General features: G+C 69.4%; 3 protein-coding genes. All 3 read left to right on the forward strand.

From position 1 onward, the window contains the following. The 3 genes from FHU28_RS15605 to FHU28_RS15615 all read left to right on the forward strand — a co-directional run bounded on the left by FHU28_RS15605 (position 1) and on the right by FHU28_RS15615 (position 26,323). Positions 1-4,965: a non-ribosomal peptide synthetase gene (locus tag FHU28_RS15605; RefSeq protein ID WP_184684852.1), complete on the forward strand. Its 4,965-nt coding sequence runs from the start codon at positions 1-3 to the stop codon at positions 4,963-4,965. Continuing rightward, positions 4,962-25,013: a non-ribosomal peptide synthetase gene (locus tag FHU28_RS15610; RefSeq protein ID WP_184684856.1), complete on the forward strand. Its 20,052-nt coding sequence runs from the start codon at positions 4,962-4,964 to the stop codon at positions 25,011-25,013. The genes FHU28_RS15605 and FHU28_RS15610 overlap by 4 nt, the downstream gene beginning before the upstream one ends. A 62-nt stretch (positions 25,014-25,075) precedes the next feature. Further along, positions 25,076-26,323 carry an MFS transporter gene (locus FHU28_RS15615; protein ID WP_184684859.1) on the forward strand — a complete coding sequence of 416 codons (1,248 nt, stop codon included), beginning with the start codon at positions 25,076-25,078 and terminating at the stop codon, positions 26,321-26,323. Positions 26,324-26,377 lie beyond the last annotated feature (54 nt).

The following is a 26,377-nucleotide window of genomic DNA, read 5'->3' on the forward strand; positions in this document are numbered from 1 at the left end:
ATGCCCGCGATCCCGCCGAACAGCACCCAGGCCGTCACGGCACTCACGCCTGACCTCATCGGCTCCCAGGCAGTGCGCACGCCGGACGCCGTAGCCGTCATCGACGGCGTCCGGCGGCTGACCTACCGGGAACTGGATGTCCGCTCCGCCCAGCTCGCCCACTACCTGCGGGAGCGGGGCGCCGGGCCCGGCACCCACGTCGGTGTGCTGCTCGGCCGGGGCCTCGACCTGATTCCGGGGCTGCTCGGGGTCTGGCGCGCCGGCGCCGCTTACCTGCCGCTCGATCCGGCCCACCCGCAGAGCCGGGTAGACGGGATCATCGCCGCGTCGGGCTGCCGGCTCGTGCTCTGCGACGTCGCCGACGCGGACAGGGTGACCGCGGCGGGTGCCGAGCCGATCCACCAGGCGGAACTCGCCGCCGAGCTGGCGGCCCGCCCGGCCACGCCGCCGGTGGTCGACCTGAGCGCAGACCACGCCGCGTACGTCGAGCACACCTCCGGCTCCACCGGCATGCCCAAGGGCGTGGTGGTGACCCACGGCGGCTTGGCCAACCTCATCGACTGGGCGGTGCGCGACGTCGGGATCACCGGGACCGACCGGGTGCTGCAGCGCACCTCGCTGGTCTACGACGCGCACGCCTTCGAGGCGTTCTCCCCGCTGGTGTGCGGTGGCACGCTCGTGCTCGCCCCGGCGGACGACACCGCCCCGGCCACGCTGCTGACTGTGATCGCCGCGCACGCGGTGACCGTCATGCAGGTCGTCCCGTCGATCCTGCACACGCTTGTCGAGGAGGACGGCTGGCAGCAATGCTCCGCGCTGCGTCTCGTCGTCTCCGGCGGTGAACAGCTGCACGCCGAGCCGGTCGAGCGACTGCGCACGCTGGCCGACGTCGTGGTGTGGAACGTCTATGGCCCCACCGAGACCACCATCAACTCCCTCGCCACCCGGGTCGACCCGGCGCAGCGGACCGGGCCGATCCCGATCGGGCGACCGCTGCCGCGCACCCGGGTCCAGGTCGTCGACGAGCGCGGCCGGGTCGTCGGGGTCGGCGTCGCGGGAGAGCTGCTGATCGGCGGCGTCGGCCTGGCCCGCGGCTACCTCGGCAAGCCGGTACTGACCGCCGAGAAGTTCGTTCCGGACGCGCTGGCCGGCGACGGCGGCCGCGTCTACCGCACCGGCGACTGCGTACGGTGGCGCCCCGACGGGATGCTTGAGTACCTGGGCCGGCTCGATGACCAGGTGAAGGTCAACGGGGTCCGGCTCGAGCCCGCCGAGATCGAGGCGGCGATCGCCGCCTACCCGGACGTCGTGGCCGCGGCGGTCACCTCGTACCGGCTGGCGGACGGCGCGGCCCGGTTGGTCGCTTACGTCGTTCCCCGCACCGGTGCCGACCAGGACCTCGACGCCTCGCTGCGGACGCACCTGCTCGACAGGCTGCCGCAGTCGCACGTACCCGGCCGGTTCGTCCACCTCGACGCGCTCCCGCAGGTCGCCAGCGGCAAGGTCGACCGTCGTGCGCTGCCGCATCCCGACGAGACCGGGTCGGACGAGTCGCGCACCGCCACCGCCCCCACGACCCCGTCCGAACGGCTCGTCCAGAGCGCCTGGCAGGGCCTGCTCGGCTCCGCCGGTGACGGTCACGAGCTGACTCTCGAGGACGACTTCTTCCGACTCGGCGGCACCTCGCTGCAGCTGACGAAGCTGCTGTCCGAGCTTCGCGCGCGGACCGGGGCCGACCTCAACCTGCGCTCCCTGCTGTACGCCCCGACCCTGCGCGCCCAGGCCCGGCTGCTCGACGCCGCGCAGGCCGACCACGGGTTGCCCCGCGTCGCGCGCGAGGGCGGGGTGCCGCTGTCCAGTGGCCAGCGGCGTCTGTGGTTCATGGACCGGCTCAACCCGGCCAGCCCCGAGTGGATGGCCGGGCTGCTGTTCCGGCTGCCCGCCGGGGCCGGCCGCACGCTCGCCGAGCAGGCCCTGAACATCCTGGTGGCGCGGCACGAGGCGCTGCGCACCCGATACCGTGAGGTGGACGGCGAGCCGCGCCAGTTCGTCCGGCCCGCGCTCACGATCGAAGTCGGCGAGCAGCACACCACGCCGGCCGACCTGCCCGACCGGCTGGCCGGGCTGCTGGGCCACGGGATCGCGTTGAGCGGAGACGAGCCGCTGCTGCGCGCGGTCGTGCTTCACGTCTCCGACGGACGGCGGCTGCTGGCGGTCGCCATGCACCACATCACCACCGACGGCTGGTCGGCGGCCGTGCTGGAGCGCGAGTTCGCGCAGGTTGCCGACGCGCTGATGGCCGGTCGTGCGCCGGACCTGCCGGCGCTTCCGGTCCAGTACGCCGACTTCGCCGCGTGGCAGCGCGGCCGGCTCACCGACGAGGTCGTCAAGGCGGAGCTGGGCCACTGGGCGGGTGTACTCGACGGACACCAGCCGCTCACGCTGGCCACCGACCACCCCCGCCCGCCGGTTCGAGACGGCAAGGGCTCAATCGTCCGGGTCACCGTGCCCGCCGCGCTGCTACACAAGCTGGACGAACTCGCCGCCGGCATCGGCGCGACCCGGTTCACCGCGATCCTCGGCGTCTACGCGATGGTACTCGCCCGCTACAGCGGCCAGTGGGACATCCCGATTGGTACGGTGGTCGCCGGCCGCGGTCGCGCCGAACTGGACGGCGTGGTCGGGTTCTTCCTCAACAACCTCGTGCTGCGCTGCAAGCTCGACCCCGCGTCGACCGTGACCGAGACGGTGGCCCGGCTCGCGACCGTCACCCGGGACGCCTTCGCCCACCAGGAGCTGCCGTTCGATCTGCTGGTGGACCATCTGGTCCCGGACCGCGACCTGTCCCGTACCCCGCTCTACCAGGCCGCCTTCGACCTGCATGGCGAGGATTTCAACGAGACCGTTGACGACGACCTGGACACGGTCCGACGGATGTGGCGGGTCACCCACACCGACCTGACCCTGCTGCTGCGCCCGACCGGCGACGGCGGGCTGGTCGGCGGCCTGGAGTACGCCAGCAGCCTGTTCGACGAGGACACCGCCGAGCGGATGGCCAGGACCTTCGAGCACGCGCTGGCCGCGGCCGCCGCGGCGCCGGACACCCCGCTGGCGTCGTTGCGGGCGTTGACCGGGAAGGACGCCGCCGACCTCGAGCGGTGGAGCAACGGCGGGCCGCCGGTCGAGGGCGCGATCGTGCCCGTCCGGCTGGTCGAGCAGGGCGCCCGGACACCGGACGCGGTCGCCGTGCGCGGCGACGGCTTCGCGCTGACCTTTGGCGAGCTGCTGAGCCGGGCCGGTGCGGTGGCCCAGTCGCTGCGCGCCGCCGGCGTGGCTCGCGGTGACCGGGTCGGCGTGCTGATCGAGCGCGGCCCGTGGCTGCACGCCGCGTTCCTGGGCGTGTGGCTGTCCGGGGCGGCGTTCGTGCCGGTGGACCCGGGCTTCCCGGTGGGACGCGTGCAGTCGATGCTGGTCGGTGCCGCCGCGCTGGTGACCGACGCGTCGCAGGCCGGTGTCTTCGACGGCCCGGTGACGGTGGTCGACGACCTGAAGCCGGCGGTTGCCGCGCCGGTCGAGCTGGACCCGGACGAACTCGCGTACGTCATCTACACCTCCGGCTCGACCGGCCGGCCCAAGGGCGTCGGGGTGACCCATCGAGGGCTGGCGAACCATCTGAGCTGGGCGGTCCGGGAACTCACAACGGCCGGCGGTACGGGCGGGGCGGTGTTCTCGTCGGTGGCCTTCGACCTGGTGCTGCCAAACGTGTGGGCGCCACTGCTGGCCGGGCAGCCGGTGCACCTGCTCCCGCAGGATCTGGACCTGGCCGAGCTGGGCTCGCGGCTGGCCGCCGCCGGACCGTTCGCGTTCCTGAAGCTGACGCCGGGCCACCTGGAGGTGCTGTCCCATCAGCTCTCCGTCGACGAGGTACGGGATCTGGCCGGCGTGACGGTCGTCGCGGGCGAGGCGCTGCCGGGCGCACTGGCGGGCCGCTACTCGGATTCGGGCCGTCTGGTCAACGAGTACGGCCCGACCGAGGCAAGCGTGGGTACCAGTACCTACCAGGTCCTGGCCGACCCGGGCCCGGGCGTGGTGCCGATCGGCTCCCCGCTGCCGGGCATGGTGATGCGGGTCCTCGATGAGCGGTTGGACCAGGTGCCGGTCGGCGCGCTCGGTGAACTCTGCGTCGGCGGCGTCGGCGTCGCCCGCGGCTATGTGGACCGGCCGGCGCTGACCGCGTCCCGGTTCGTCCCCGACCCCTGTGGCCCGGGGGGTTCCCGCCTGTACCGCTCGGGTGACGTCGTTCGCTGGCGGGGCGACGGCGTGGTCGAATTCCTCGGCCGGGTCGACGACCAGGTCAAGATCCGCGGCTACCGGGTCGAGACAGGCGAGATCGAGACGGTCCTGCGCGAGCACGCCGGCATCACCGACGCGCGAGTCGTGGTCGACGAGCGAAGCGGCGCGAAGCGGCTGATCGCGTACTGGGTGCCGGTCGGCTCGGACCCGGTCGCCGACGAGGTTCTGCGCGAGCACTGCGCCGGCCTGCTGCCGGACTTCATGGTCCCCGCGTCGTTCATCGCGATTCCGGCGATCCCGCTCAACGCCAACGGCAAGCTCGACCGGACCGCGCTGCCCGATCCCACCCCACCGGCCCCGGGCACGGACGAGGAGCCGCTGTCGCCGGTCGCCGAGTTCGTCCAGCAGCTCTGGCGGGAGAAGTGCGGGATCGTGGCCCGTCCCGGGGAGAACTTCTTCCACGCCGGCGGCAACTCGATCACCGCGATCCGCCTGATCGCCGCCATCCAGGATGAGTTCGGCGTCACGCTGCCCGTCCGCGCCGTGTTCGAGGGGCCGACCGTCGTCGAGATGGCCCAGTTGATCGAAAACCTGATCCGTGACGAGATCGACCAGATGTCCGACTCGGAGGTCGTCGCGGAACTCACCATGACCGAGGAGCCGCAGGCATGACCGAGCAGTCCGCCACGAACGCCGCCGACCTCCGCGCGGCGCTGCTGCGCAAGCGGCTCGCCGGGCAGCCCGGAACGGCCCCACGGAACGCGATTCCCCGGGCGGACCGGAAAGCCGCCCTGCCGCTGAGCCACGGTCAGCAGCAGATGTGGTTCCTCAGCCGGCTGGAGCCGGACAGCATCGAGTACCTCGTGCCGCTGGTGATGCGGCTGCGCGGGCCGCTCGACACCGACGTGCTGCGCCGCGCCTGGGAGCACGTGTGCGCCCGGCACGAGGTGCTGCGTACCCGGATCGAACTGCGCGGGGTCGAGCCGGTCCAGGTCATCGACGCGCCGCGGCCGGTCGGCCTGCCCGACACCGACCTGCGCGCCATTCCCGCCGAGCTGCGCGACGACGAGGCGCTCGCACTGATCCGCCGCGATCTGCAGGCGCCGTTCGATCTGGCCGCCGAGTGGCCGGTGCGTGGCGCGCTGCTGCGGCTCGGCGACGACGACCACGTGCTCGCGGTCGTCTTCCACCACGTCGCCTGCGACGCGTGGTCCACCCGGATGTTCGGCGCCGAGTTGGGCGCCGCCTACAACGCCCTGCTGCGCGGCGCCGCGCCGTTCCTGCCCGAGGTGTCGGTGCAGTACGCCGACTTCGCCCAGTGGCAGCGACGTGAGCTGGCCGGCGAGCGCGGCGAGAAGGAGCTCACCTACTGGCGGGATCGGCTCGCCGGCCTGGAGCCGATCGCACTGCCGATCGACCGACCACGTCCGCCGGTGCGCGGCCACGACGGCGCCGACGTGGTGTTCGACGTGCCTGCTGAGCTCGCCGAGCGGGTTCGCGAGCGGGCCCGCGAGTTCGATACCACCGCCTTCACCGTGCTGCTCAGCGCCTACCAGGCGATGCTGTCCCGGTTCAGCGGCACCGCCGACGTCGCGGTCGGCACGGTGGTTTCCGGCCGCACCCACGCGGACCTGCAGCGCGTGTTCGGCTACTGCATCAACACGTTGGTGATCCGGGCCCGGTGCGAGGGTGACAGCACGTTCGCCGAACTGCTGCGCCGCGGGCGCGCCACCGTACTGGACGCGTTCGACCACCACGCGGTGCCATTCGCCCAGCTGGTCGACGAACTCGAGCCGGACCGCGACCAGTCCCGCACGCCGATCTTCCAGACCGCCTTCACCCTGCACGAGTACCGCCTCGACACGCTGCAGTTCTCCGAGCTGACCGTCGAGCCGTTCGGTGACGACGAGGGCATCGCGAAGTACGACCTCACCCTGCAGATGCAGGAGCGCCCGGACGGCACGATCCACGGCCGCCTGCAGTACGCGACCGCGCTGTTCGAGCGGTCGACCGCGGAGCGGCTCGCCACGGCGTTCCAGCGGGTCCTCGCCGCCGCGGTGACCGACCCGGAGGTACGGCTGTCGCGCATCGAGATCCTCAGCGCGGCCGAGCGGGCGGTGGTGGTGGTGCCGCCGGTGTTGGGTGCGGAGGTGGATGTTCTTGCGCATGAGTTGTTTGAGGCGCGGGTGGTGGAGAGTCCTGATGTGGTTGCGGTGGTGGCGGGGGAGAGTCGGTTGTCGTATGGGGAGGTGAATGGGCGGGCGAATCGTTTGGCGTGGTTGTTGCGGGATGTTGGTGTGGGTCCTGAGGATTTGGTTGGGGTGTATTTGGAGCGTGGTCCGGAGTTGGTTCCGGCGTTGTTGGGTGTGGTGAAGTCGGGGGCTGGTTATCTGCCGTTGGATCCGGCGAATCCGGTGGAGCGGTTGGGTTTCGTGGTGGGTGATGCGGGTGTTCGGGTGGTGGTGACGTCGGCGGGGTTGGCTGCGGGTTTGGCGGGTGTGTTCGATGGTCGGGTGATCGTGTTGGACGAGTTGGGTGTTGAGGGTCGGGTGGATGATCCGCCGCGGGTGGCGACGCCGGACAGTGTTCTCTACACGATTTACACGTCTGGGTCGACCGGTCGTCCCAAGGGTTGTGTCGTGACGCATGCGAATGTGGTGCGTTTGATGCGGGTCTGTGCTGGCGAGTTGGGGATCGACGCGTCGGGTGTCTGGTCGATGGCTCATTCGTTCGCGTTCGATTTCTCGGTTTTCGAGATGTGGGGTGCGTTGGCGTTCGGTGGCCGGGTGGTGGTGGTTCCGCGGTCGGTTGCTCGTTCGCCGGAGGATTTCCTGCAGTTGTTGGTCGATGAGCGGGTCACGTTCCTGTCGCAGACGCCGACGGCGTTTCGCGCGTTGGTTGCGGCGGCGGCGGGCGGGGATGAGCGGGTCGATCGGTTGGCGTTGCGTTCGGTGGTCTTCGGTGGTGAGAAGTTGGAGATCGCCGAGTTGAGGCCGTGGGTTGATCGGGTTTCTCTCGATCGGGTTGCTCTGGTCAACATGTACGGGATCACCGAGACCACGGTTCATGTGACGGTCCATGGGTTGACGACAGGTGATCTGGCGGCGCCGGGGGTGAGTCCGGCCGGGGTGGCTTTGCCGGATCTTGCCGTCTATCTGCTCGATCCGTGTGGTGAGCCGGTTCCGGTGGGTGTGCCGGGGGAGATCTATGTGGCGGGTCCGGGTGTGGCTCGTGGGTATCTGGGCCGGGCCGCGTTGACGGCGCAGCGGTTCGTGCCGGATCCGTTCGGTGCAGCCGGTACCCGCATGTATCGCAGCGGTGATCTGGCCCGGTGGACCGTGCACGGCACGCTGGAATTCCTCGGCCGTGCCGATGACCAGGTCAAGGTCCGTGGTTTCCGGATCGAGCTCGGTGAGATCAGCGCGGCCCTGTCCGCCTGCGCGGGGGTCCGCGACGCGGTCGCCGTGCTCCGCGAGGACACCCCTGGCGACAAACGCATCGTCGGTTACCTCGCGCCGATGGCCGGTCACCGTCCCGACTCGCGGGTGGTCCGTGACCAGTTGGCCCGTACGCTGCCCGACTACATGGTCCCCGCGGCGCTGGTCGAGATCGACGCGATCCCGGTCACCGCCAACGGCAAACTCGACAAGCGCGCCCTACCCGCCCCCGACGGCACCCACCTACGCACCGCCGGCGAGTACCTCGCGCCGCGCGACGCCACCGAGGACGCCGTCGCCGCGGTGTGGCGCAGCGTGCTCGGCGTCGAGCGGGTCGGCATCACCGACAGCTTCTTCGATCTGGGCGGCGACTCGATGCGCGCGGTCGCGCTGGTCGGCGCCCTGCGCGAGGCGGGCTACCAGGTCAGCGTCCGCGACGTGTTCGAGCACCGGACGGTGGCCCGGCTGGTCGAGTTCGCCGGCGAGGCGGGCGGGGACGCGGTCGACCGTCCCGTACAGCCGTTCGAGCTGATCGACGAGGCCGACCGGGCCCTGCTGCCGGACGGCGTCGTCGACGCCTACCCGCTCGGCCAGAACCAGCTCGGCATGGCCATCGAGATGTTGGCCGACAACGAGCAGAACAACTACCACAACGTGTCGGCGTACTGGATCCACGACGACCAACCGTTCTCGCCCGGCAGTTTCGCCGAGGCCGGGCGACTCGTCGTGGCCCGGCACGAGGCGTTGCGGACGTCGATCGAACTGACCGCGTACTCGCGTCCAATGCAGATCGTGCACGCCCACGCCGAGATGACCACCGACGTCTGGGACTGCACCGGGCTGACCGCCGACGAGGTACGCGCCGAGGTGGAGGCGTTCGGCGTACGGGAGCGCGCGCACCCGTTCGACCTCGCCGTGCCCGCGCTGATGCGCTTCCATGCGCACACCACCGACCTCGGCGGTTGGTGGATCTCCCTCGTCGAGTGCCACCCGATCCTCGAAGGGTGGAGCTACCACTCGTTGCTGATGGAGTTCGTCACCACGTACCTGACGCTGCGCGCCGGGCAGACGCCGGACGCCGTCGAGCCGCCGCCCGTCCGGTTCGCCGACGCGATCGCGGGAGAGCTGGCCGCGATGGAGTCGGAGAGCGACCGGGAGTACTGGCGCGATCTGGTGAACTCGCACGCGCCGCTGGTGCTGCCGGCGAGCTGGGGTGACCCGGAGGCGGGTGTCGCCGCGCCGTACAAGACCGGCTTCTCCTGGCGGGACCTGGAGGCCGGGCTGCGGGCGCTGGCCGCCGCGACCGGCACCTCGATGAAGGCGATCATGCTGTCCGCCCACCTCAAGGTGATGAGCCAGCTCACCGACGAGGACGTCTTCCACACCGGCCTGGTCTGCGACGTCCGGCCCGAGGTGACCGGCGCCGACCGGGTGTACGGCATGTTCCTCAACACGCTGCCGTTTCCGTACACCCGGGGTGCCGACACCTGGGGGCGGCTGGTCCGGGACGTGTTCGCGGCGGAGGTGGACCTCTGGGGACACCGCCGCTTCCCGTTGCCGGCCGTGCTGCGCGAGTGGTCGGGCAGCGGCCGACTCATGGACGTGTACTTCAACTACCAGGACTTCCGGCAGCTTGACACCGAGGTGGTCGACGCCAACTCCGGCATGGATGACAGCCCGACCGAGTTTCCGCTGACAGTCGCCTCCCGTGCCGGCTATCTGATCCTGACTGCCAACCGGCGCTACCTGACGACCGCAGCCGCGGACAGCCTCGCCGCGATGTACCGCGCAGTGCTGCAGAGCATGGCCGCCGAGGGTGAGCAGGGCGACGCGCGCGCGGTGTACCTGTCGGCGGCCGAGCGGGCCGCGCTGGTGGCGCCTCCGGTCGTGCGCGCCGGTACCGACGTGCTGGTGCACGAGTTGTTTGAGGCTTGGGTGGCGCGGGGGTCGGGGTTGGTGGCGGTGGTGGCGGGTGGGGTGGAGCTTTCGTATGGGGAGGTGAATGCGCGGGCGAATCGTTTGGCGTGGTTGTTGCGTGGTGTGGGGGTGGGTCCGGAGGATTTGGTGGGGGTGCATTTGGAGCGTGGGGTTGATTTGGTTCCAGCGTTGTTGGGTGTGTTGAAGTCGGGGGCGGGTTATCTGCCGTTGGATCCGGCGCAGCCGTTGGGGCGTCTGGGTTTTGTGGTGGGTGATGCGGGTGTTCGGGTGGTGGTGACGTCGGCGGCTTTGGCTGGGGGCTTGGCGGAGGTGTTCGATGGTCGGGTGATCGTGTTGGACGAGTTGGGTGTTGAGGGTCGGGTGGATGATCCTCCGCGGGTGTCGACGCCGGAGAATGTGGTTTACACGATTTACACGTCTGGTTCGACGGGTCGGCCCAAGGGTGTGGTGTTGACGCATCGGAATGTGACCCGGTTGTTGGACGCGGCGCAGGAGCATTATGCGTTCGACGAGTCGGATGTGTGGTCGATGGCTCATTCGTATGGGTTCGACGTGTCGGTGTTCGAGATGTGGGGGGCGTTGGCGTTCGGTGGTCGTCTGGTGGTGGTGCCGCGGGATGTGGCGCGTTCGCCGGGGGATTTCCTGGACTTGTTGGTTGATCAGCAGGTGACGGTGTTGTCGCAGACGCCGACGGCGTTTCGTTCGGTGGTGGCCGCGGCGGCTGAGGGTGATCCTCGGGTGCGGCGGCTGGGTCTGCGCGCGGTGATCTTCGCGGGTGAGCGGTTGGAGGTGGCCGGGCTCAAGCCGTGGGTTGACCGGGTCGGGTTGGGTCGGGTCGCGTTGGTGAACATGTATGGGATCACCGAGACGACGGTGCATACCACCTACCACCGGTTGACCAGGCGGGATCTGGAGCCTGGGGCGGGCAACGCGATTGGTCGGCCGTTGTCGGATCTGGCGGTGTACCTGCTCGACGCCGGTGGGCGTGCGGTGCCGTTCGGGGTGACCGGTGAGATCTATGTGGCGGGGCCGGGTGTGGCTCGTGGGTATCTGGGTCGGGCGGCGTTGACCGCGCAGCGGTTCGTGCCGGATCCGTTCGGTGCGGCGGGTAGTCGTATGTATCGCAGTGGTGATTTGGCTCTTCGGCGTCCTGACGGGACGCTGGAGTTCCTGGGCCGGGCCGATGACCAGGTGAAGATTCGTGGTTTCCGGATCGAGCTCGGTGAGATCAACGTGGCGTTGTCCGGTTGTGCCGGGGTGCGTGAGGCGGTCACCGTGTTGGCCGAGGACGGTCGTCTGGTCGGCTACCTGGTGCCGGTGCACGGTCAGCGTCTCGATCCGCGGGTGATCCGGGAGACCATCTCCCGGGTACTGCCGGAGTACATGGTCCCGGCCGCGTACGTCGAGATCGACGCGATCCCACTGACCAACAACGGCAAACTCGACAAACGCGCCCTGCCCGCGTACGGCGAGCAGGTCTACGACCGCGATCGCTACGTCGCCCCACGCACGCCCGACGAGGAGCGGATGGCGACGATCTGGGCGCACGCGCTCAAGGTCGAGCGGGTCGGCGTCGACGACGACTTCTTCGAGCTCGGCGGCGACTCGATCCGCGCGGTCAGCCTGGTGGGCGCGCTACAGGCGGCAGGCTTCGCGGTCGGGGCGCTCGACGTCTTCCAGCACACCACGATCGCGCAGCTGTGCGCATCGGCGACCGGTAACGAGATTCCGCCGTCGCCGGTGCACGCGGTGAGCCCGTTCGAGCTGATCGGCGACGAGGACCGGGCCCGGCTGCCGGAAGGGCTGGACGACGCGTACCCGCTCCTGCGGACGCAGACCGGGATGCTGGTCGAGACTCTCGCCTCCGGCGACCAGGCCAACTACCACGATTTCACGTCGTTCCTGGTCCGCGACGACGCGCCGTTCGACGCCGAGTTGTTCCGCGAGGCGGTCACGGTGGTCGGACGCCGGCACGACATCCTGCGCACCTCGGTCGATCTGACCGGATACACCGTGCCCATGCAGCTCGTGCACCACGAGGTCACGATCCCGGTGGCCTGCCACGACCTGCGCCACTTTGACCCGGCCGACCTGCCGGACCGGTTGGTCGCGTTCGCCGCGACCGAGCGGGCCACCCCGTTCGACCTGTCGTCGCCGTTGCCGCTGCTGCGGATCACCGTGCACGTGCAGACCGACGACTCCTGGCGACTGTCGTTCACCAAGAGCCACGCCCTGCTTGAGGGCTGGAGTTACCACCAGCTGCTCAAGGAACTCGTCGAGGTGCTGCGCGCGCTGCGCGACGGCATCGAGATCCGCTACGAGGCGCCGCCGGTCCGGTTCGCCGACACCGTCGCGGCCGAACTGGCCTCGCTCGCCTCGGATGCCGACCGCGACTTCTGGCACGGCCTGGTCGCCGAGTACGAGCCGCTGTCCCTGCCCGAAGACTGGCACGGCGACCTGGCCGTGCCGGCCGAGCGGATCGACGCCGGGTTCTCCTTCCAGGAACTCGAACCCGGCCTGCGCGAGCTGGCCGCCAAGACCGGCGTGCCGTTCAAGGCCGTGCTGCTCGGCGCGCACCTGAAGGTGATGAGCCAGCTCACCGGTGCGGAGCGGTTCTTCACCGGCCTGGTCGGGCACGTGCGGCCCGAGGTTCAGGGCTCGGAGCGGCTGATCGGCATGTACATCACCACGCTGCCCCACCCGTCCGCCCGCGACGCCGCCACCTGGGGAGACCTGGTGCGCCGGGTGTTCGAGGACGAGGCGGCGGCCTGGCCGCACCGCGCGTACCCGATGCCGGCGATTGCGTCGGGCGGACGGCGCCTGATCGACACGTTCTTCAGCTACCTCGACTTTCACCTGTTGGACGAGGGAGACGTGGTCGACGAGGGCAACGGCATCAACCGGACCGCGATGGAATTCGGCCTCGCGGTGACCGCGATCGGCGGCATCCTCGGCCTGCGCAGCAACACCCACGTGCTGTCCCGCGAGAACATCGACCGGATCGCCGGCATGTACCGAGCGGTACTGACGAGCATGGCCGCGGACGGCGAGCAGGGCGACGCGCGGGCGACGTACCTGCCGTCGGCCGAGCGGGCGGTGGTGGTGGTGCCGCCGGTGTTGGGTGCGGAGGTGGATGTTCTTGCGCATGAGTTGTTTGAGGCGCGGGTGGTGGAGAGTCCTGATGTGGTTGCGGTGGTGGCGGGGGAGAGTCGGTTGTCGTATGGGGAGGTGAATGGGCGGGCGAATCGTTTGGCGTGGTTGTTGCGGGATGTTGGTGTGGGTCCTGAGGATTTGGTTGGGGTGTATTTGGAGCGTGGTCCGGAGTTGGTTCCGGCGTTGTTGGGTGTGGTGAAGTCGGGGGCTGGTTATCTGCCGTTGGATCCGGCGAATCCGGTGGAGCGGTTGGGTTTCGTGGTGGGTGATGCGGGTGTTCGGGTGGTGGTGACGTCGGCGGGGTTGGCTGCGGGTTTGGCGGGTGTGTTCGATGGTCGGGTGATCGTGTTGGACGAGTTGGGTGTTGAGGGTCGGGTGGATGATCCGCCGCGGGTGGCGACGCCGGACAGTGTTCTCTACACGATTTACACGTCTGGGTCGACCGGTCGTCCCAAGGGTTGTGTCGTGACGCATGCGAATGTGGTGCGTTTGATGCGGGTCTGTGCTGGCGAGTTGGGGATCGACGCGTCGGGTGTCTGGTCGATGGCTCATTCGTTCGCGTTCGATTTCTCGGTTTTCGAGATGTGGGGTGCGTTGGCGTTCGGTGGCCGGGTGGTGGTGGTTCCGCGGTCGGTTGCTCGTTCGCCGGAGGATTTCCTGCAGTTGTTGGTCGATGAGCGGGTCACGTTCCTGTCGCAGACGCCGACGGCGTTTCGCGCGTTGGTTGCGGCGGCGGCGGGCGGGGATGAGCGGGTCGATCGGTTGGCGTTGCGTTCGGTGGTCTTCGGTGGTGAGAAGTTGGAGATCGCCGAGTTGAGGCCGTGGGTTGATCGGGTTTCTCTCGATCGGGTTGCTCTGGTCAACATGTACGGGATCACCGAGACCACGGTTCATGTGACGGTCCATGGGTTGACGACAGGTGATCTGGCGGCGCCGGGGGTGAGTCCGGCCGGGGTGGCTTTGCCGGATCTTGCCGTCTATCTGCTCGATCCGTGTGGTGAGCCGGTTCCGGTGGGTGTGCCGGGGGAGATCTATGTGGCGGGTCCGGGTGTGGCTCGTGGGTATCTGGGCCGGGCCGCGTTGACGGCGCAGCGGTTCGTGCCGGATCCGTTCGGTGCAGCCGGTACCCGCATGTATCGCAGCGGTGATCTGGCCCGGTGGACCGTGCACGGCACGCTGGAATTCCTCGGCCGTGCCGATGACCAGGTCAAGGTCCGTGGTTTCCGGATCGAGCTCGGTGAGATCAGCGCGGCCCTGTCCGCCTGCGCGGGGGTCCGCGACGCGGTCGCCGTGCTCCGCGAGGACACCCCTGGCGACAAACGCATCGTCGGTTACCTCGCGCCGATGGCCGGTCACCGTCCCGACTCGCGGGTGGTCCGTGACCAGTTGGCCCGTACGCTGCCCGACTACATGGTCCCCGCGGCGCTGGTCGAGATCGACGCGATCCCGGTCACCGCCAACGGCAAACTCGACAAGCGCGCCCTACCCGCCCCCGACGGCACCCACCTACGCACCGCCGGCGAGTACCTCGCGCCGCGCACCCCGCTGGAGCAGCAGCTCGCGCTGGTCTGGGCGCAGGTGCTGGACCTGCCGCAGGCCGGCGTCGAGGACTCGTTCTTCGACGTCGGCGGCGACTCGATCCGCGCGATCGCGCTGGTGGGTGCGGTCCGCGCGGCCGGACACGACGTCTCGGTCACCGATGTGTTCGAGCGGCGTACGGTCGCCGAGCTCGCCGAGTTGATCGGCAGCCGTACGGCGCCCGCCGAGCCGCACCAGGCCACCGCACCGTTTGCGCTGGTCGGCGCGGCGGATCGGCGGCGGGTGCCGGACGGGGTCGTGGACGCGTACCCGCTGCTCCAGGCGCAGGCCGGCATGCTGTTCGAGTTGGAGGCCGGCGATTCGCCGAACTACCACAGCACCGGCGGCTACAAGGTGATCGACGACGCGCCGTTCGACGTCGAGGCGCTGCGGGCCGCCGTACGCACGGTCTGCGCCCGGCACGAGGCGCTGCGCACGTCGTTCGACCTGTCGACGTACTCGATCCCGCTTCAGTTGGTGCATGAAAAGGCTGAGGCGCCGGTCAGCGTCCAGGACCTGCGCGGGTTGGACGCCGAGGCGGTCGACGCGGCCCTGCGCGACCACGTCGCCCGCGAGCAGTCCCGGCCGATCGACCCGGCCGCGGTGCCGCAGCTGCGGATCGGCGCGCTGGTCGCCGACGACGGCTGGTGGCTCGCGCTGTCCCGGTCGCACATGATCACGGAGGGCTGGAGCCAGCACGAGATGCTCATGGATCTCGTCGAGTGCTACCGGGCGCTGCGTGACGGTGTCACCCCGGCGCCGGCGGAGACTCCCGGGGTACGGTTCGCCGACTCGGTCGCCGCTGAACTCGCCGCGCTGGAGTCCCCGCAGCACCGGGCGTTCTGGCAGGCGGTCGTCGACGACCGCGCGCCGTTCCGCCTGCCCGCGAGCTGGGGCGACCAGACCGTGGCCGACGAGGCCTACCAGCTCACCGTGCCCGCGATGGATCTGGAGGCGCCGCTGCGCGCGCTCGCCATGAGCTCGCGGACCTCGGTCAAGAGCGTGCTGCTCGCAGCCCACCTCAAGGTGCTCAGCCAGCTCACCAACGAGCCAGCCTTCCACGCCGGGCTGGTCTGCGACACCCGCCTCGAGGTGCTCGGCGCCGACCGGGTGCACGGCATGTTCCTCAACACGCTGCCGATCCCGTACGACCGGACCGCCCGCACCTGGCGGCAGCTCGTCCGCGCGGTGTTCGACGCCGAGGTTGCCCTGTGGCCGCACCGCCGGTACCCGCTGGCCGGGGTGGCCCGGTTGGCCGGTGGCTCCGGCCGGCTCGTCGACGTCATCTTCAACTACCAGGACTTCCACAACCTCGACGCGGAGCAGATCGACCTTGCCGCGGGTTTCGGCTCCGGCACCAACGAGTTCGCGCTGACCGTCACCACCTCCAACGGCGGTCTCACGCTCAAGACCCGTACCTCGGTGCTGTCTCGGGGGCATGCTGAGCGTTTGGCGTCGATGTATCGGTTGGTGTTGGAGGCGATGGCGGCTGATTCGGAGGGTGATGCGTCGCGGGTGTTGTTGCCGGTTGGTGAGGTGGGGGTGGTTTCTGGTTGGGAGGTTGGGGTTGAGGGTGTGGTGAGTGGGTGTCCGGTGTCGTTGGCGTTGGTGGAGCGGGCGGGGCGGGATCCGGGTGCGGTGGCGGTTCGTGGGGTGGGGTTTGAGCTTTCGTTTGGTGAGTTGGTGGGTCGGGCGGGTGCGGTGGCTGAGTCGTTGCGGGCGGTGGGGGTGGCTCGTGGTGATCGGGTGGGTGTGGTGGTGGAGCGTGGTGAGTGGTTGCATGCGGCGTTGTTGGGTGTGTGGTTTGTGGGGGCGGCTTATGTTCCGGTGGATCCTGGGTTTCCGGTGGGTCGGGTGCGGTCGATGGTGGATGGTGCGGCTGCGGTGGTGACGCATGGGGATCGGGTGGGGGTGTTTGAGGGTCCGGTGGTGGTGGTGGATGGTTTGGGGTTGGTGGATGTTGAGCCGGTTGGGGTGGATCCGGATGAGTTGGCGTATGTGATTTTCACGTCTGGGTCGACGGGACGTCCGAAGGGTGTGGGGGTGTCGCACCGTGGTTTGGCGAATCATGTGGGTTGGGCGGTTCGGGATCTTGTGGGGGCGGGGTCTGTGGTGGGTGGTGGTGTGGGTGGGGCGGTGTTTTCGTCGGTGGCGTTTGATTTGGTGGTGCCGAATGTGTGGGCGCCGTTGTTGGCTGGTCAGCCGGTGGTGGTGTTGCCGCAGGATCTGGATTTGTCGGAGTTGGGGTCGGCGTTGTTGTCGTGGGGTCCGTTTGCGTTTCTCAAGCTGACTCCGGGTCATTTGGAGGTGTTGTCGCAGCAGTTGTCTGTGGATCAGGTGCGTGATCTGGCTGGGGTGTTGGTGGTGGCTGGTGAGGCGTTGCCGGGTGTGTTGGCAAGTCGTTATTCGGGTTCGGGTCGTCTGGTGAATGAGTATGGCCCGACTGAGGCGTCGGTGGGTACTTCTGTGTATCGGGTTCCTGCTGATTGTGGTTCGGGTGTGGTTCCGATCGGTGTGCCGTTGCCCGGGATGGTGGGGCGGGTTTTGGATGGGCGGTTGAATCAGGTTCCGGTGGGGGCTGTGGGTGAGTTGTTCGTGGGTGGTGTGGGTGTCGCTCGTGGCTATGTGGATTTGCCGGGGTTGACGGCGCGGCGGTTCGTTCCTGATCCGTATGGTCCGGCGGGTTCTCGTTTGTATCGCTCGGGGGATGTGGTTCGGTGGCGTGGCGACGGGGTGCTCGAGTATCTGGGTCGTTCTGATGATCAGGTCAAGATTCGTGGTTATCGGGTGGAGATCGGTGAGGTTGAGGCGGTGCTGAATGAGCATCCGTCGGTGGCTGAGGCGCGGGTGTTGCTCATCGAGGGTCGGTTGATCGGGTATGTCGTGGGTGCGGGTTTCGTCGATGCCGAGGTGCGGGCGTTCTGCGCGGGGCGTCTGCCGGAGTACATGGTCCCGGCCGTGTTCGTGGTGCTCGACGCGATGCCGTTGACCGCCAACGGCAAACTCGACCGCCGCGCCCTGCCGCCGCCCCCGGCCGCCGAGCCGGCGCTCGCCGACGACACCCCGATGACCGATGTCGAGACCGCGGTTGCCGAGGCGTGGCAGCGCGCCCTGAACACGGCGCCGATCGGCCGGCACGACAGGTTCTTCGAGCGCGGCGGCGACTCGATCCGGGCCGTCGCCGTCGTCGGCGCGCTGCGGGGCCTCGGCTACGACCTGACCGTGCGCGACGTTTTCGCCCAGCGCACGGTCGCCGACCTGGCCGCCGTCCTCGCTACCCGCGGCACCGCGGCCGAGGCGCCGGCGGGCGTCGCCCCGTACTCGCTGATCAGCGACGCGGACCGGGCCCTGCTCCCGGGCGGCACGGTCGACGCGTACCCGCTGGGCGAGGTTCAGCTGGGCATGGTGGCCGAGCAGTTGGCGAGCGGAGAGCGCCGGGTCTACCACAACGTCGCCGCTCGGCGGATCAAGGACGACCGGCCGTTCGACGAGACCGCGTTCCGCCGGGCCGTCCAGGTGCTCAGCGCCCGGCACGAGAACCTGCGTACGTCGGTGCACCTCACCGGCTACTCGGTGCCGATGCAGATCGTGCACGAGACCGCCGGCGTCCCGGTGCGGGTCGTGGACGGCCGCGGCACCGACCAGGCGACCGGCGAGCGTCGGCTCACCGCCGAGGTGGCGGCCGAGCGGGCCGCCCCGATGGAGTTCCGCTCCGCGCCGCTGATGCGGGTCGCCGCGCTGATGGAGAACGACACCACCTGGTGGTTGCTGATCACCTGCTCGCACGTGATCACGGACGGTTGGAGCAACGCCACCTTCGAGATGGAACTGGCGAACGTCTACCGCGAGATCCGCGACACCGGCGAGCCCGTACCCTACGAGCCGCCGCCAGTCCGGTACGCCGACGTGATCGCCGGCGAGCTCGCATCGCTGCGCAACCCCGCCGACGCCGCGTTCTGGAAGCGGATCGTCGACGACTACGCGCGTTTCGACCTGCCCGCCGCCTGGGTCGGCACGCCAGGGGAGGACGCCGAGCCGTACGGCGTGAGCGTGCCGATCGCCGATCTCGCCACTGACCTGCGGGCCCGGGCGGCCGAGGCCGGCGTGCCGCTCAAGACCCTGCTGCTCGCCGCCCACCTGGAGGTGCTCAGTTGCCTCACCGACGCGCCGGCCTTCCACACCGGCGTCGTCTTCCACGGACGGCCCGAGGCGGTCGGCGCGGAGCGGGTGCTCGGCATGCACCTCAACTCGCTGCCGTTCCCGCACCGGCGCGGCGCCCGGACCTGGCGCGAGCTGCTCACCCGGGTCTTCGAGCAGGAGACCGAGGTCTGGGCGCACCGCCAGTACCCGCTGTCCCGCATCCAGCGGGACACCGCAGCCGGTTCCCGGCTGATCGACGTGTTGTTCAACTACATCGACTTCCACCAGGTCGACGGCGAGATCGTCGACCAGGGCGTCGCGGTCAACCAGCAAGCCAACGACTTCGGTCTCTCCGTGCACGCGTACGGCGACCGCCGACTCGGCATCGCCACCCGCACCGGACTGCTCGCCCCGCAGCACGCGGAACAACTCGCGGCGATGTACCGGTCGGTTCTGGCCGGGATCGCCGCAGGACTGGACGAGGAGGCGACGGTGCCGCTCACCTTCGGTACGGACGCGGGCAGCGCCCCGTCCGCGGTCACCGTCTCCGACGACGGCCCGCTGGTGCACGAGTTGTTTGAGGCTTGGGTGGCGCGGGGGTCGGGGTTGGTGGCGGTGGTGGCGGGTGGGGTGGAGCTTTCGTATGGGGAGGTGAATGCGCGGGCGAATCGTTTGGCGTGGTTGTTGCGTGGTGTGGGGGTGGGTCCGGAGGATTTGGTGGGGGTGCATTTGGAGCGTGGGGTTGATTTGGTTCCAGCGTTGTTGGGTGTGTTGAAGTCGGGGGCGGGTTATCTGCCGTTGGATCCGGCGCAGCCGTTGGGGCGTCTGGGTTTTGTGGTGGGTGATGCGGGTGTTCGGGTGGTGGTGACGTCGGCGGCTTTGGCTGGGGGCTTGGCGGAGGTGTTCGATGGTCGGGTGATCGTGTTGGACGAGTTGGGTGTTGAGGGTCGGGTGGATGATCCTCCGCGGGTGTCGACGCCGGAGAATGTGGTTTACACGATTTACACGTCTGGTTCGACGGGTCGGCCCAAGGGTGTGGTGTTGACGCATCGGAATGTGACCCGGTTGTTGGACGCGGCGCAGGAGCATTATGCGTTCGACGAGTCGGATGTGTGGTCGATGGCTCATTCGTATGGGTTCGACGTGTCGGTGTTCGAGATGTGGGGGGCGTTGGCGTTCGGTGGTCGTCTGGTGGTGGTGCCGCGGGATGTGGCGCGTTCGCCGGGGGATTTCCTGGACTTGTTGGTTGATCAGCAGGTGACGGTGTTGTCGCAGACGCCGACGGCGTTTCGTTCGGTGGTGGCCGCGGCGGCTGAGGGTGATCCTCGGGTGCGGCGGCTGGGTCTGCGCGCGGTGATCTTCGCGGGTGAGCGGTTGGAGGTGGCCGGGCTCAAGCCGTGGGTTGACCGGGTCGGGTTGGGTCGGGTCGCGTTGGTGAACATGTATGGGATCACCGAGACGACGGTGCATACCACCTACCACCGGTTGACCAGGCGGGATCTGGAGCCTGGGGCGGGCAACGCGATTGGTCGGCCGTTGTCGGATCTGGCGGTGTACCTGCTCGACGCCGGTGGGCGTGCGGTGCCGTTCGGGGTGACCGGTGAGATCTATGTGGCGGGGCCGGGTGTGGCTCGTGGGTATCTGGGTCGGGCGGCGTTGACCGCGCAGCGGTTCGTGCCGGATCCGTTCGGTGCGGCGGGTAGTCGTATGTATCGCAGTGGTGATTTGGCTCTTCGGCGTCCTGACGGGACGCTGGAGTTCCTGGGCCGGGCCGATGACCAGGTGAAGATTCGTGGTTTCCGGATCGAGCTCGGTGAGATCAACGTGGCGTTGTCCGGTTGTGCCGGGGTGCGTGAGGCGGTCACCGTGTTGGCCGAGGACGGTCGTCTGGTCGGCTACCTGGTGCCGGTGCACGGTCAGCGTCTCGATCCGCGGGTGATCCGGGAGACCATCTCCCGGGTACTGCCGGAGTACATGGTCCCGGCCGCGTACGTCGAGATCGACGCGATCCCACTGACCAACAACGGCAAACTCGACAAACGCGCCCTGCCCGCCCCGGAGGCGGACCAGTGGCGCGGCGGCGGCGAGTACGCTGCCCCGAGGACTCCGCTGGAGGCCTCGGTCTCGCAGATGTGGCAGTCGGTGCTCGGCGTCGATCGGGCCGGTGTCACCGACAGCTTCTTCGACATCGGCGGCGACTCGATCCGGGCCGTGCTGCTCGTCGGCACCCTGCGCGACCACGGGTACGACGTCGAGGTCAAGGACCTCATGCGGTACCCGGTGCTCGGCGAACTGTGCGCGCTGCTCGCCCAGCGCGAGGGGGCCTCGTCGCCGCCCCCGCCGGTGCGGCCGTTCAGTCTGATCAGCGACGAGGACCGTGCGGTGCTCCCGGACGGGCTGGACGACGCGTACCCGCTGCTCCAGGCACAGATCGGCATGCAGGTCGAGATGCTCGCGGGTGGCGAGCACCCGCCGTACCACGTGGTGACCAGCGTGCGGATCCGCGACGGTCGCCCGTTCGACGCGGAGCGGTTCGAGTCCGCCGCGGCCCTGCTCGCTCGCCGCCACGACGTGCTGCGAAGCAGCATCAACCTGGACCGCTTCTCGGTGCCGGTACAACTCGTGCACGCCGAGGTGCCGGTGCGGGTCGCGGTCGAGGACCTGAGCGGGCTGGGTGCGGACGAGGCCGTCGCCGTGATCGAACGGTACGTCGCCGAGGCCGGCCGGCACCCGCTGGATCCCGCCGGTCCGCCACTGCTGCGGCTCACCGTGCACCTCTGCGCGGACAGCAGTTGGCAGCTCACCGCGGTCAACTCGCACGTCGTGCTCGACGGCTGGAGCCGGCGCACGCTCTTCGTCGAACTGTTCGAGGCCTACCACAGCCTGTTGGCGGACCAGGCGGTCGCGTGGGCGCCCCCGGCGCTGCGTTTCGCCGACACGGTCGCGGCCGAGCTGTCCGCCCTCGCGTCGGAGTCCGAGCAGGAGTTCTGGCGCTCTCAGGTGGAGGACTGCCCGCGGTTCGAGGTTCCCGCCGGCTGGGGTGCCCCGGCGGGCGAGCCGGGCGGAACGATCGTGGTGGACATCGCGTTCGACGACCTCGAGGACGGGTTGCGAACCGTCGCCGCCCGCGCCGGCGCCCCGATGAAGAGCACGCTGCTGGCCGCCCACCTCCACGTGCTCAGCGCCCTGACCCCGGAGGCGTCGTTCCTGTCCGGGCTGACCCACCATGTCCGGCCGGAGTCCGCCGACGCCGACCGGGTGCACGGCATGTTCCTGAACGTGCTGCCGCTGCGCCACGATCGGGGTGCGCGGACCTGGCGGGACCTGGTCGCGACCACCTTCGCCCGGGAACGCGAGATGTGGGCGCACCGGCACTTCCCGATGCCGCAGATCGAGCGCAGCTACGGCGACGGCGGTCGGATGATCGAGGCGTACTTCAGCTACCACGATTTCACCGGCCTGAACGGCGAGGTGACGGTCGGCGACAGCCTGGGCCGCAGCAGCAACGAGTTCGGCCTGTCGATCTCGACCGGGCCGGGCCGGCTGCACCTGCGCGGCAACCTCCAGCTGCTGTCTCGGGGGCATGCTGAGCGTTTGGCGTCGATGTATCGGTTGGTGTTGGAGGCGATGGCGGCTGATTCGGAGGGTGATGCGTCGCGGGTGTTGTTGCCGGTTGGTGAGGTGGGGGTGGTTTCTGGTTGGGAGGTTGGGGTTGAGGGTGTGGTGAGTGGGTGTCCGGTGTCGTTGGCGTTGGTGGAGCGGGCGGGGCGGGATCCGGGTGCGGTGGCGGTTCGTGGGGTGGGGTTTGAGCTTTCGTTTGGTGAGTTGGTGGGTCGGGCGGGTGCGGTGGCTGAGTCGTTGCGGGCGGTGGGGGTGGCTCGTGGTGATCGGGTGGGTGTGGTGGTGGAGCGTGGTGAGTGGTTGCATGCGGCGTTGTTGGGTGTGTGGTTTGTGGGGGCGGCTTATGTTCCGGTGGATCCTGGGTTTCCGGTGGGTCGGGTGCGGTCGATGGTGGATGGTGCGGCTGCGGTGGTGACGCATGGGGATCGGGTGGGGGTGTTTGAGGGTCCGGTGGTGGTGGTGGATGGTTTGGGGTTGGTGGATGTTGAGCCGGTTGGGGTGGATCCGGATGAGTTGGCGTATGTGATTTTCACGTCTGGGTCGACGGGACGTCCGAAGGGTGTGGGGGTGTCGCACCGTGGTTTGGCGAATCATGTGGGTTGGGCGGTTCGGGATCTTGTGGGGGCGGGGTCTGTGGTGGGTGGTGGTGTGGGTGGGGCGGTGTTTTCGTCGGTGGCGTTTGATTTGGTGGTGCCGAATGTGTGGGCGCCGTTGTTGGCTGGTCAGCCGGTGGTGGTGTTGCCGCAGGATCTGGATTTGTCGGAGTTGGGGTCGGCGTTGTTGTCGTGGGGTCCGTTTGCGTTTCTCAAGCTGACTCCGGGTCATTTGGAGGTGTTGTCGCAGCAGTTGTCTGTGGATCAGGTGCGTGATCTGGCTGGGGTGTTGGTGGTGGCTGGTGAGGCGTTGCCGGGTGTGTTGGCAAGTCGTTATTCGGGTTCGGGTCGTCTGGTGAATGAGTATGGCCCGACTGAGGCGTCGGTGGGTACTTCTGTGTATCGGGTTCCTGCTGATTGTGGTTCGGGTGTGGTTCCGATCGGTGTGCCGTTGCCCGGGATGGTGGGGCGGGTTTTGGATGGGCGGTTGAATCAGGTTCCGGTGGGGGCTGTGGGTGAGTTGTTCGTGGGTGGTGTGGGTGTCGCTCGTGGCTATGTGGATTTGCCGGGGTTGACGGCGCGGCGGTTCGTTCCTGATCCGTATGGTCCGGCGGGTTCTCGTTTGTATCGCTCGGGGGATGTGGTTCGGTGGCGTGGCGACGGGGTGCTCGAGTATCTGGGTCGTTCTGATGATCAGGTCAAGATTCGTGGTTATCGGGTGGAGATCGGTGAGGTTGAGGCGGTGCTGAATGAGCATCCGTCGGTGGCTGAGGCGCGGGTGTTGCTCATCGAGGGTCGGTTGATCGGGTATGTCGTGGGTGCGGGTTTCGTCGATGCCGAGGTGCGGGCGTTCTGCGCGGGGCGTCTGCCGGAGTACATGGTCCCGGCCGTGTTCGTGGTGCTCGACGCGATGCCGTTGACCGCCAACGGCAAACTCGACCGCCGCGCCCTGCCGCCGCCCCCGGCCGCCGAGACCTTCGAGCCGCCCTCGACCGGGATCGAGCAGGCCCTGGCCGAGATCTTCGCCGAACTGCTCGGGGTCGAGCGGGTCGGCCGCGGCGACGGCTTCCTCGCGCTCGGCGGCCACTCGATCCTGGTGATCAAGGCCGTCGCGGCGGCACAGCGCAGAGGCCTCCCACTGTCGCTGTTCATGATGTACCAGCACCAGACGCTGTCCGCGTTGGCCGAGGCGGTCGGCGCCCAGCTCGCGATCGACGCCGCCGCGAATGCCGCCCCGCCGGCCGCCGCACCCGGTGTGGTGTCCCGCCAGGACTGGCAGGAGGCCATGGAGCGGTACCGGGTGCCGGGCCTGAGTGTCGCGGTCATCGCCGCCGGCGAACTCGTCGAGGTGGAGACGTTCGGACAGGCCGCGGCGGGCACGCCGGTCACCGGGCGTACGCCGTTCCAGGCCGGCTCGCTCAGCAAGCACCTCACCGCGATGGCCGTGCTGCGCCTCGTCGACGAGGGGATCCTCGACCTCGACGAGGACGTCAACCGCTACCTGACCGGATGGCAGGTGCCGACCGGGGATGCTCCGGTCACCCTGCGGCACCTGCTGGCGCACCGGTCCGGGCTGTCGTCCACGCCGGGCGGCGGCTTCGTGCCGGGTGGCCCGGTGCCGTCGCTCACCGACCTGCTCACCGGGGCAGCCGATCCGGCGGTGCCGGCGGTCACCCGGATCGCGGCGGCCGGTGCCAGCTTCCGCAAGGCCAACGTCCACTACGTCGTCGTGCAGCAGGTGCTGACCGACGTCACCGGTGAACCGTTCGACGCGTTGATGCGCCGGTTGGTGCTGGACCCGCTGAACATGGCGGACAGCAGCTTCGACCAGGACCACCCGACGCGGGCCGCCCACCCGGTCGCGCAGGGCCACGACGCCGACGGACAACCGATCGAGGGCGGCTGGCGGGTCCGCCCCGACGCCGCCGCGGCCGGGCTGTGGTCGACGCCGGCCGATCTGACGAGGGTGGCGACCGAACTGCGGCGGGCCGCGATGGGCCGGCCGTTCGCGCTGCTGCGGCAGGACACCGCGGCCATGATGATCACACCGTACGAGGACAGCCTGTACGGCCTCGGCACGGTCGTCGACGCGGTCGCCACCGACACCGAGTTCGGCCACGGCGGCACGCCGACCGGCTACCACGGGCTGTCGGTGATCTCGCTCGGGTCCGGCGGCGGGCTCTGCGTGATGACCAACGGCCAGGCAGGGGAGCAGGTGCTCAAGACCGTCGTCGCGCGGCTGCGCTCCGACCTTCGCTAGAACACCGTCCACGGCCGGTCGGCTCGCCCGCGGCCGGTGATCCCCGTGCCAGGAGCGTGTTGATGACCTCCACCTCGCAGATCCCTCCGGACACCGAGGCGTCGGCCCCGGTAGCCCCGCTGCGTCGCAACCGGGACTTCCGGATGCTTTTGGTGGGGGCCGGCGCCTCGCTGCTCGGCACCAGGGTCGCGGTCGCCGCGTACCCGTTGCTGATCATCTGGGGCGGCGGCACCCCGGCCGATGCCGCGCTGATCGCGTTCGCCACGCTGCTACCCCAACTGCTGTTCGTGCTGCCGGCCGGCGCGCTCGTCGACCGGTGGAACCGCCGCCGCACGATGCTCGCCTGCGACGTGGTCGGCCTGTCCAGCATGGGCAGCCTGGCCGTCGCGTTGCTGCTCGATGAGTTGTGGCTGCCGCACGTCATGGCGGTCGCCTTCCTGGAGGGCAGCGCCGTGATCGTCTACCGGCTCGCGGAGCGGGCCTCGGTGCGGCACGTCGTCCATCCCGCACACCTCGGCGCCGCCCTGTCCCAGAACGAGGTGCGCGGGCAGGCGACCGGATTGATCGGACAACCGACCGGGAGCGCGTTGTACTCGGTGTTGCGGTGGCTGCCGTTCGGCTTCGCGATGCTGACCCACGCGGTGGCCTTCGTGACCTTGCTGACCGTGCGCAGGAACCTGCAGGACGAGCGGACGGGGCCGCGGCGGATGCTGACCACCGAGATCGCCGAGGGTTTCGCGTGGGTGTGGCGGCACCGGTTCATGCGCTCGGCGATTCTGCTGCTCGGCGGCAGCAACCTGGCCTTCCAGGTGATCGGCCTGACCCTGGTGGTGATCGTCAAGCAGGGCGGATATCCGCCGTACATGGTCGGGGTGATCGGGCTGCTCGGCGGCGCGGGCGGGCTGCTCGGTGCGTTCACCGCGTCCCGGATCATGCGGAGGGTGCCGGTGCAGGCGATCCTGATCGGCGTGCTGGCGCTGTGGTCCGTGCTGATCCTGCTGGTCTCGGTCACGACGCTGCCGGTCGGGCTCGGCGCGCTGATGGGCGGCATGGCGGCACTGGGCGCACTGCTCAACGTGACCGCCGCGACGTACCAGATCCGGGTGACCCCGGACGCGATGCAGGGCCGGGTGACCAGTGTGGTCGTGCTGATCGGCTCCGGTCTGAACTCGATGGGCGCCCTGCTCGGCGGGGCCCTGCTGACCGCCGCCGGGACGTCGCGGGCGGCGCTGATCACGGCCGCCGGCATGGGGTCATTGGCCTTGCTGGCGGTCTGTGTGCCGTCGATCCGGCGTCCACCCGTCGAGTGAGGCGGACACATGTCAGCTTTATTTGACAGGTGGGTGCGCCACCTGTAAAGTTCT

It is taken from the genome of Micromonospora echinospora, assembly GCF_014203425.1.
Taxonomy (GTDB): Bacteria; Actinomycetota; Actinomycetes; order Mycobacteriales; family Micromonosporaceae; genus Micromonospora; species Micromonospora echinospora_A.

Excerpts from the sequence above, each read along its gene's own strand:
- FHU28_RS15605 (WP_184684852.1), top strand. The coding sequence starts at position 1 with ATGCCCGCGATCCCGCCGAACAGCACCCAGGCCGTCACGGCACTCACG.
- FHU28_RS15610 (WP_184684856.1), top strand. The coding sequence starts at position 4,962 with ATGACCGAGCAGTCCGCCACGAACGCCGCCGACCTCCGCGCGGCGCTG.
- FHU28_RS15615 (WP_184684859.1), top strand. The coding sequence starts at position 25,076 with ATGACCTCCACCTCGCAGATCCCTCCGGACACCGAGGCGTCGGCCCCG.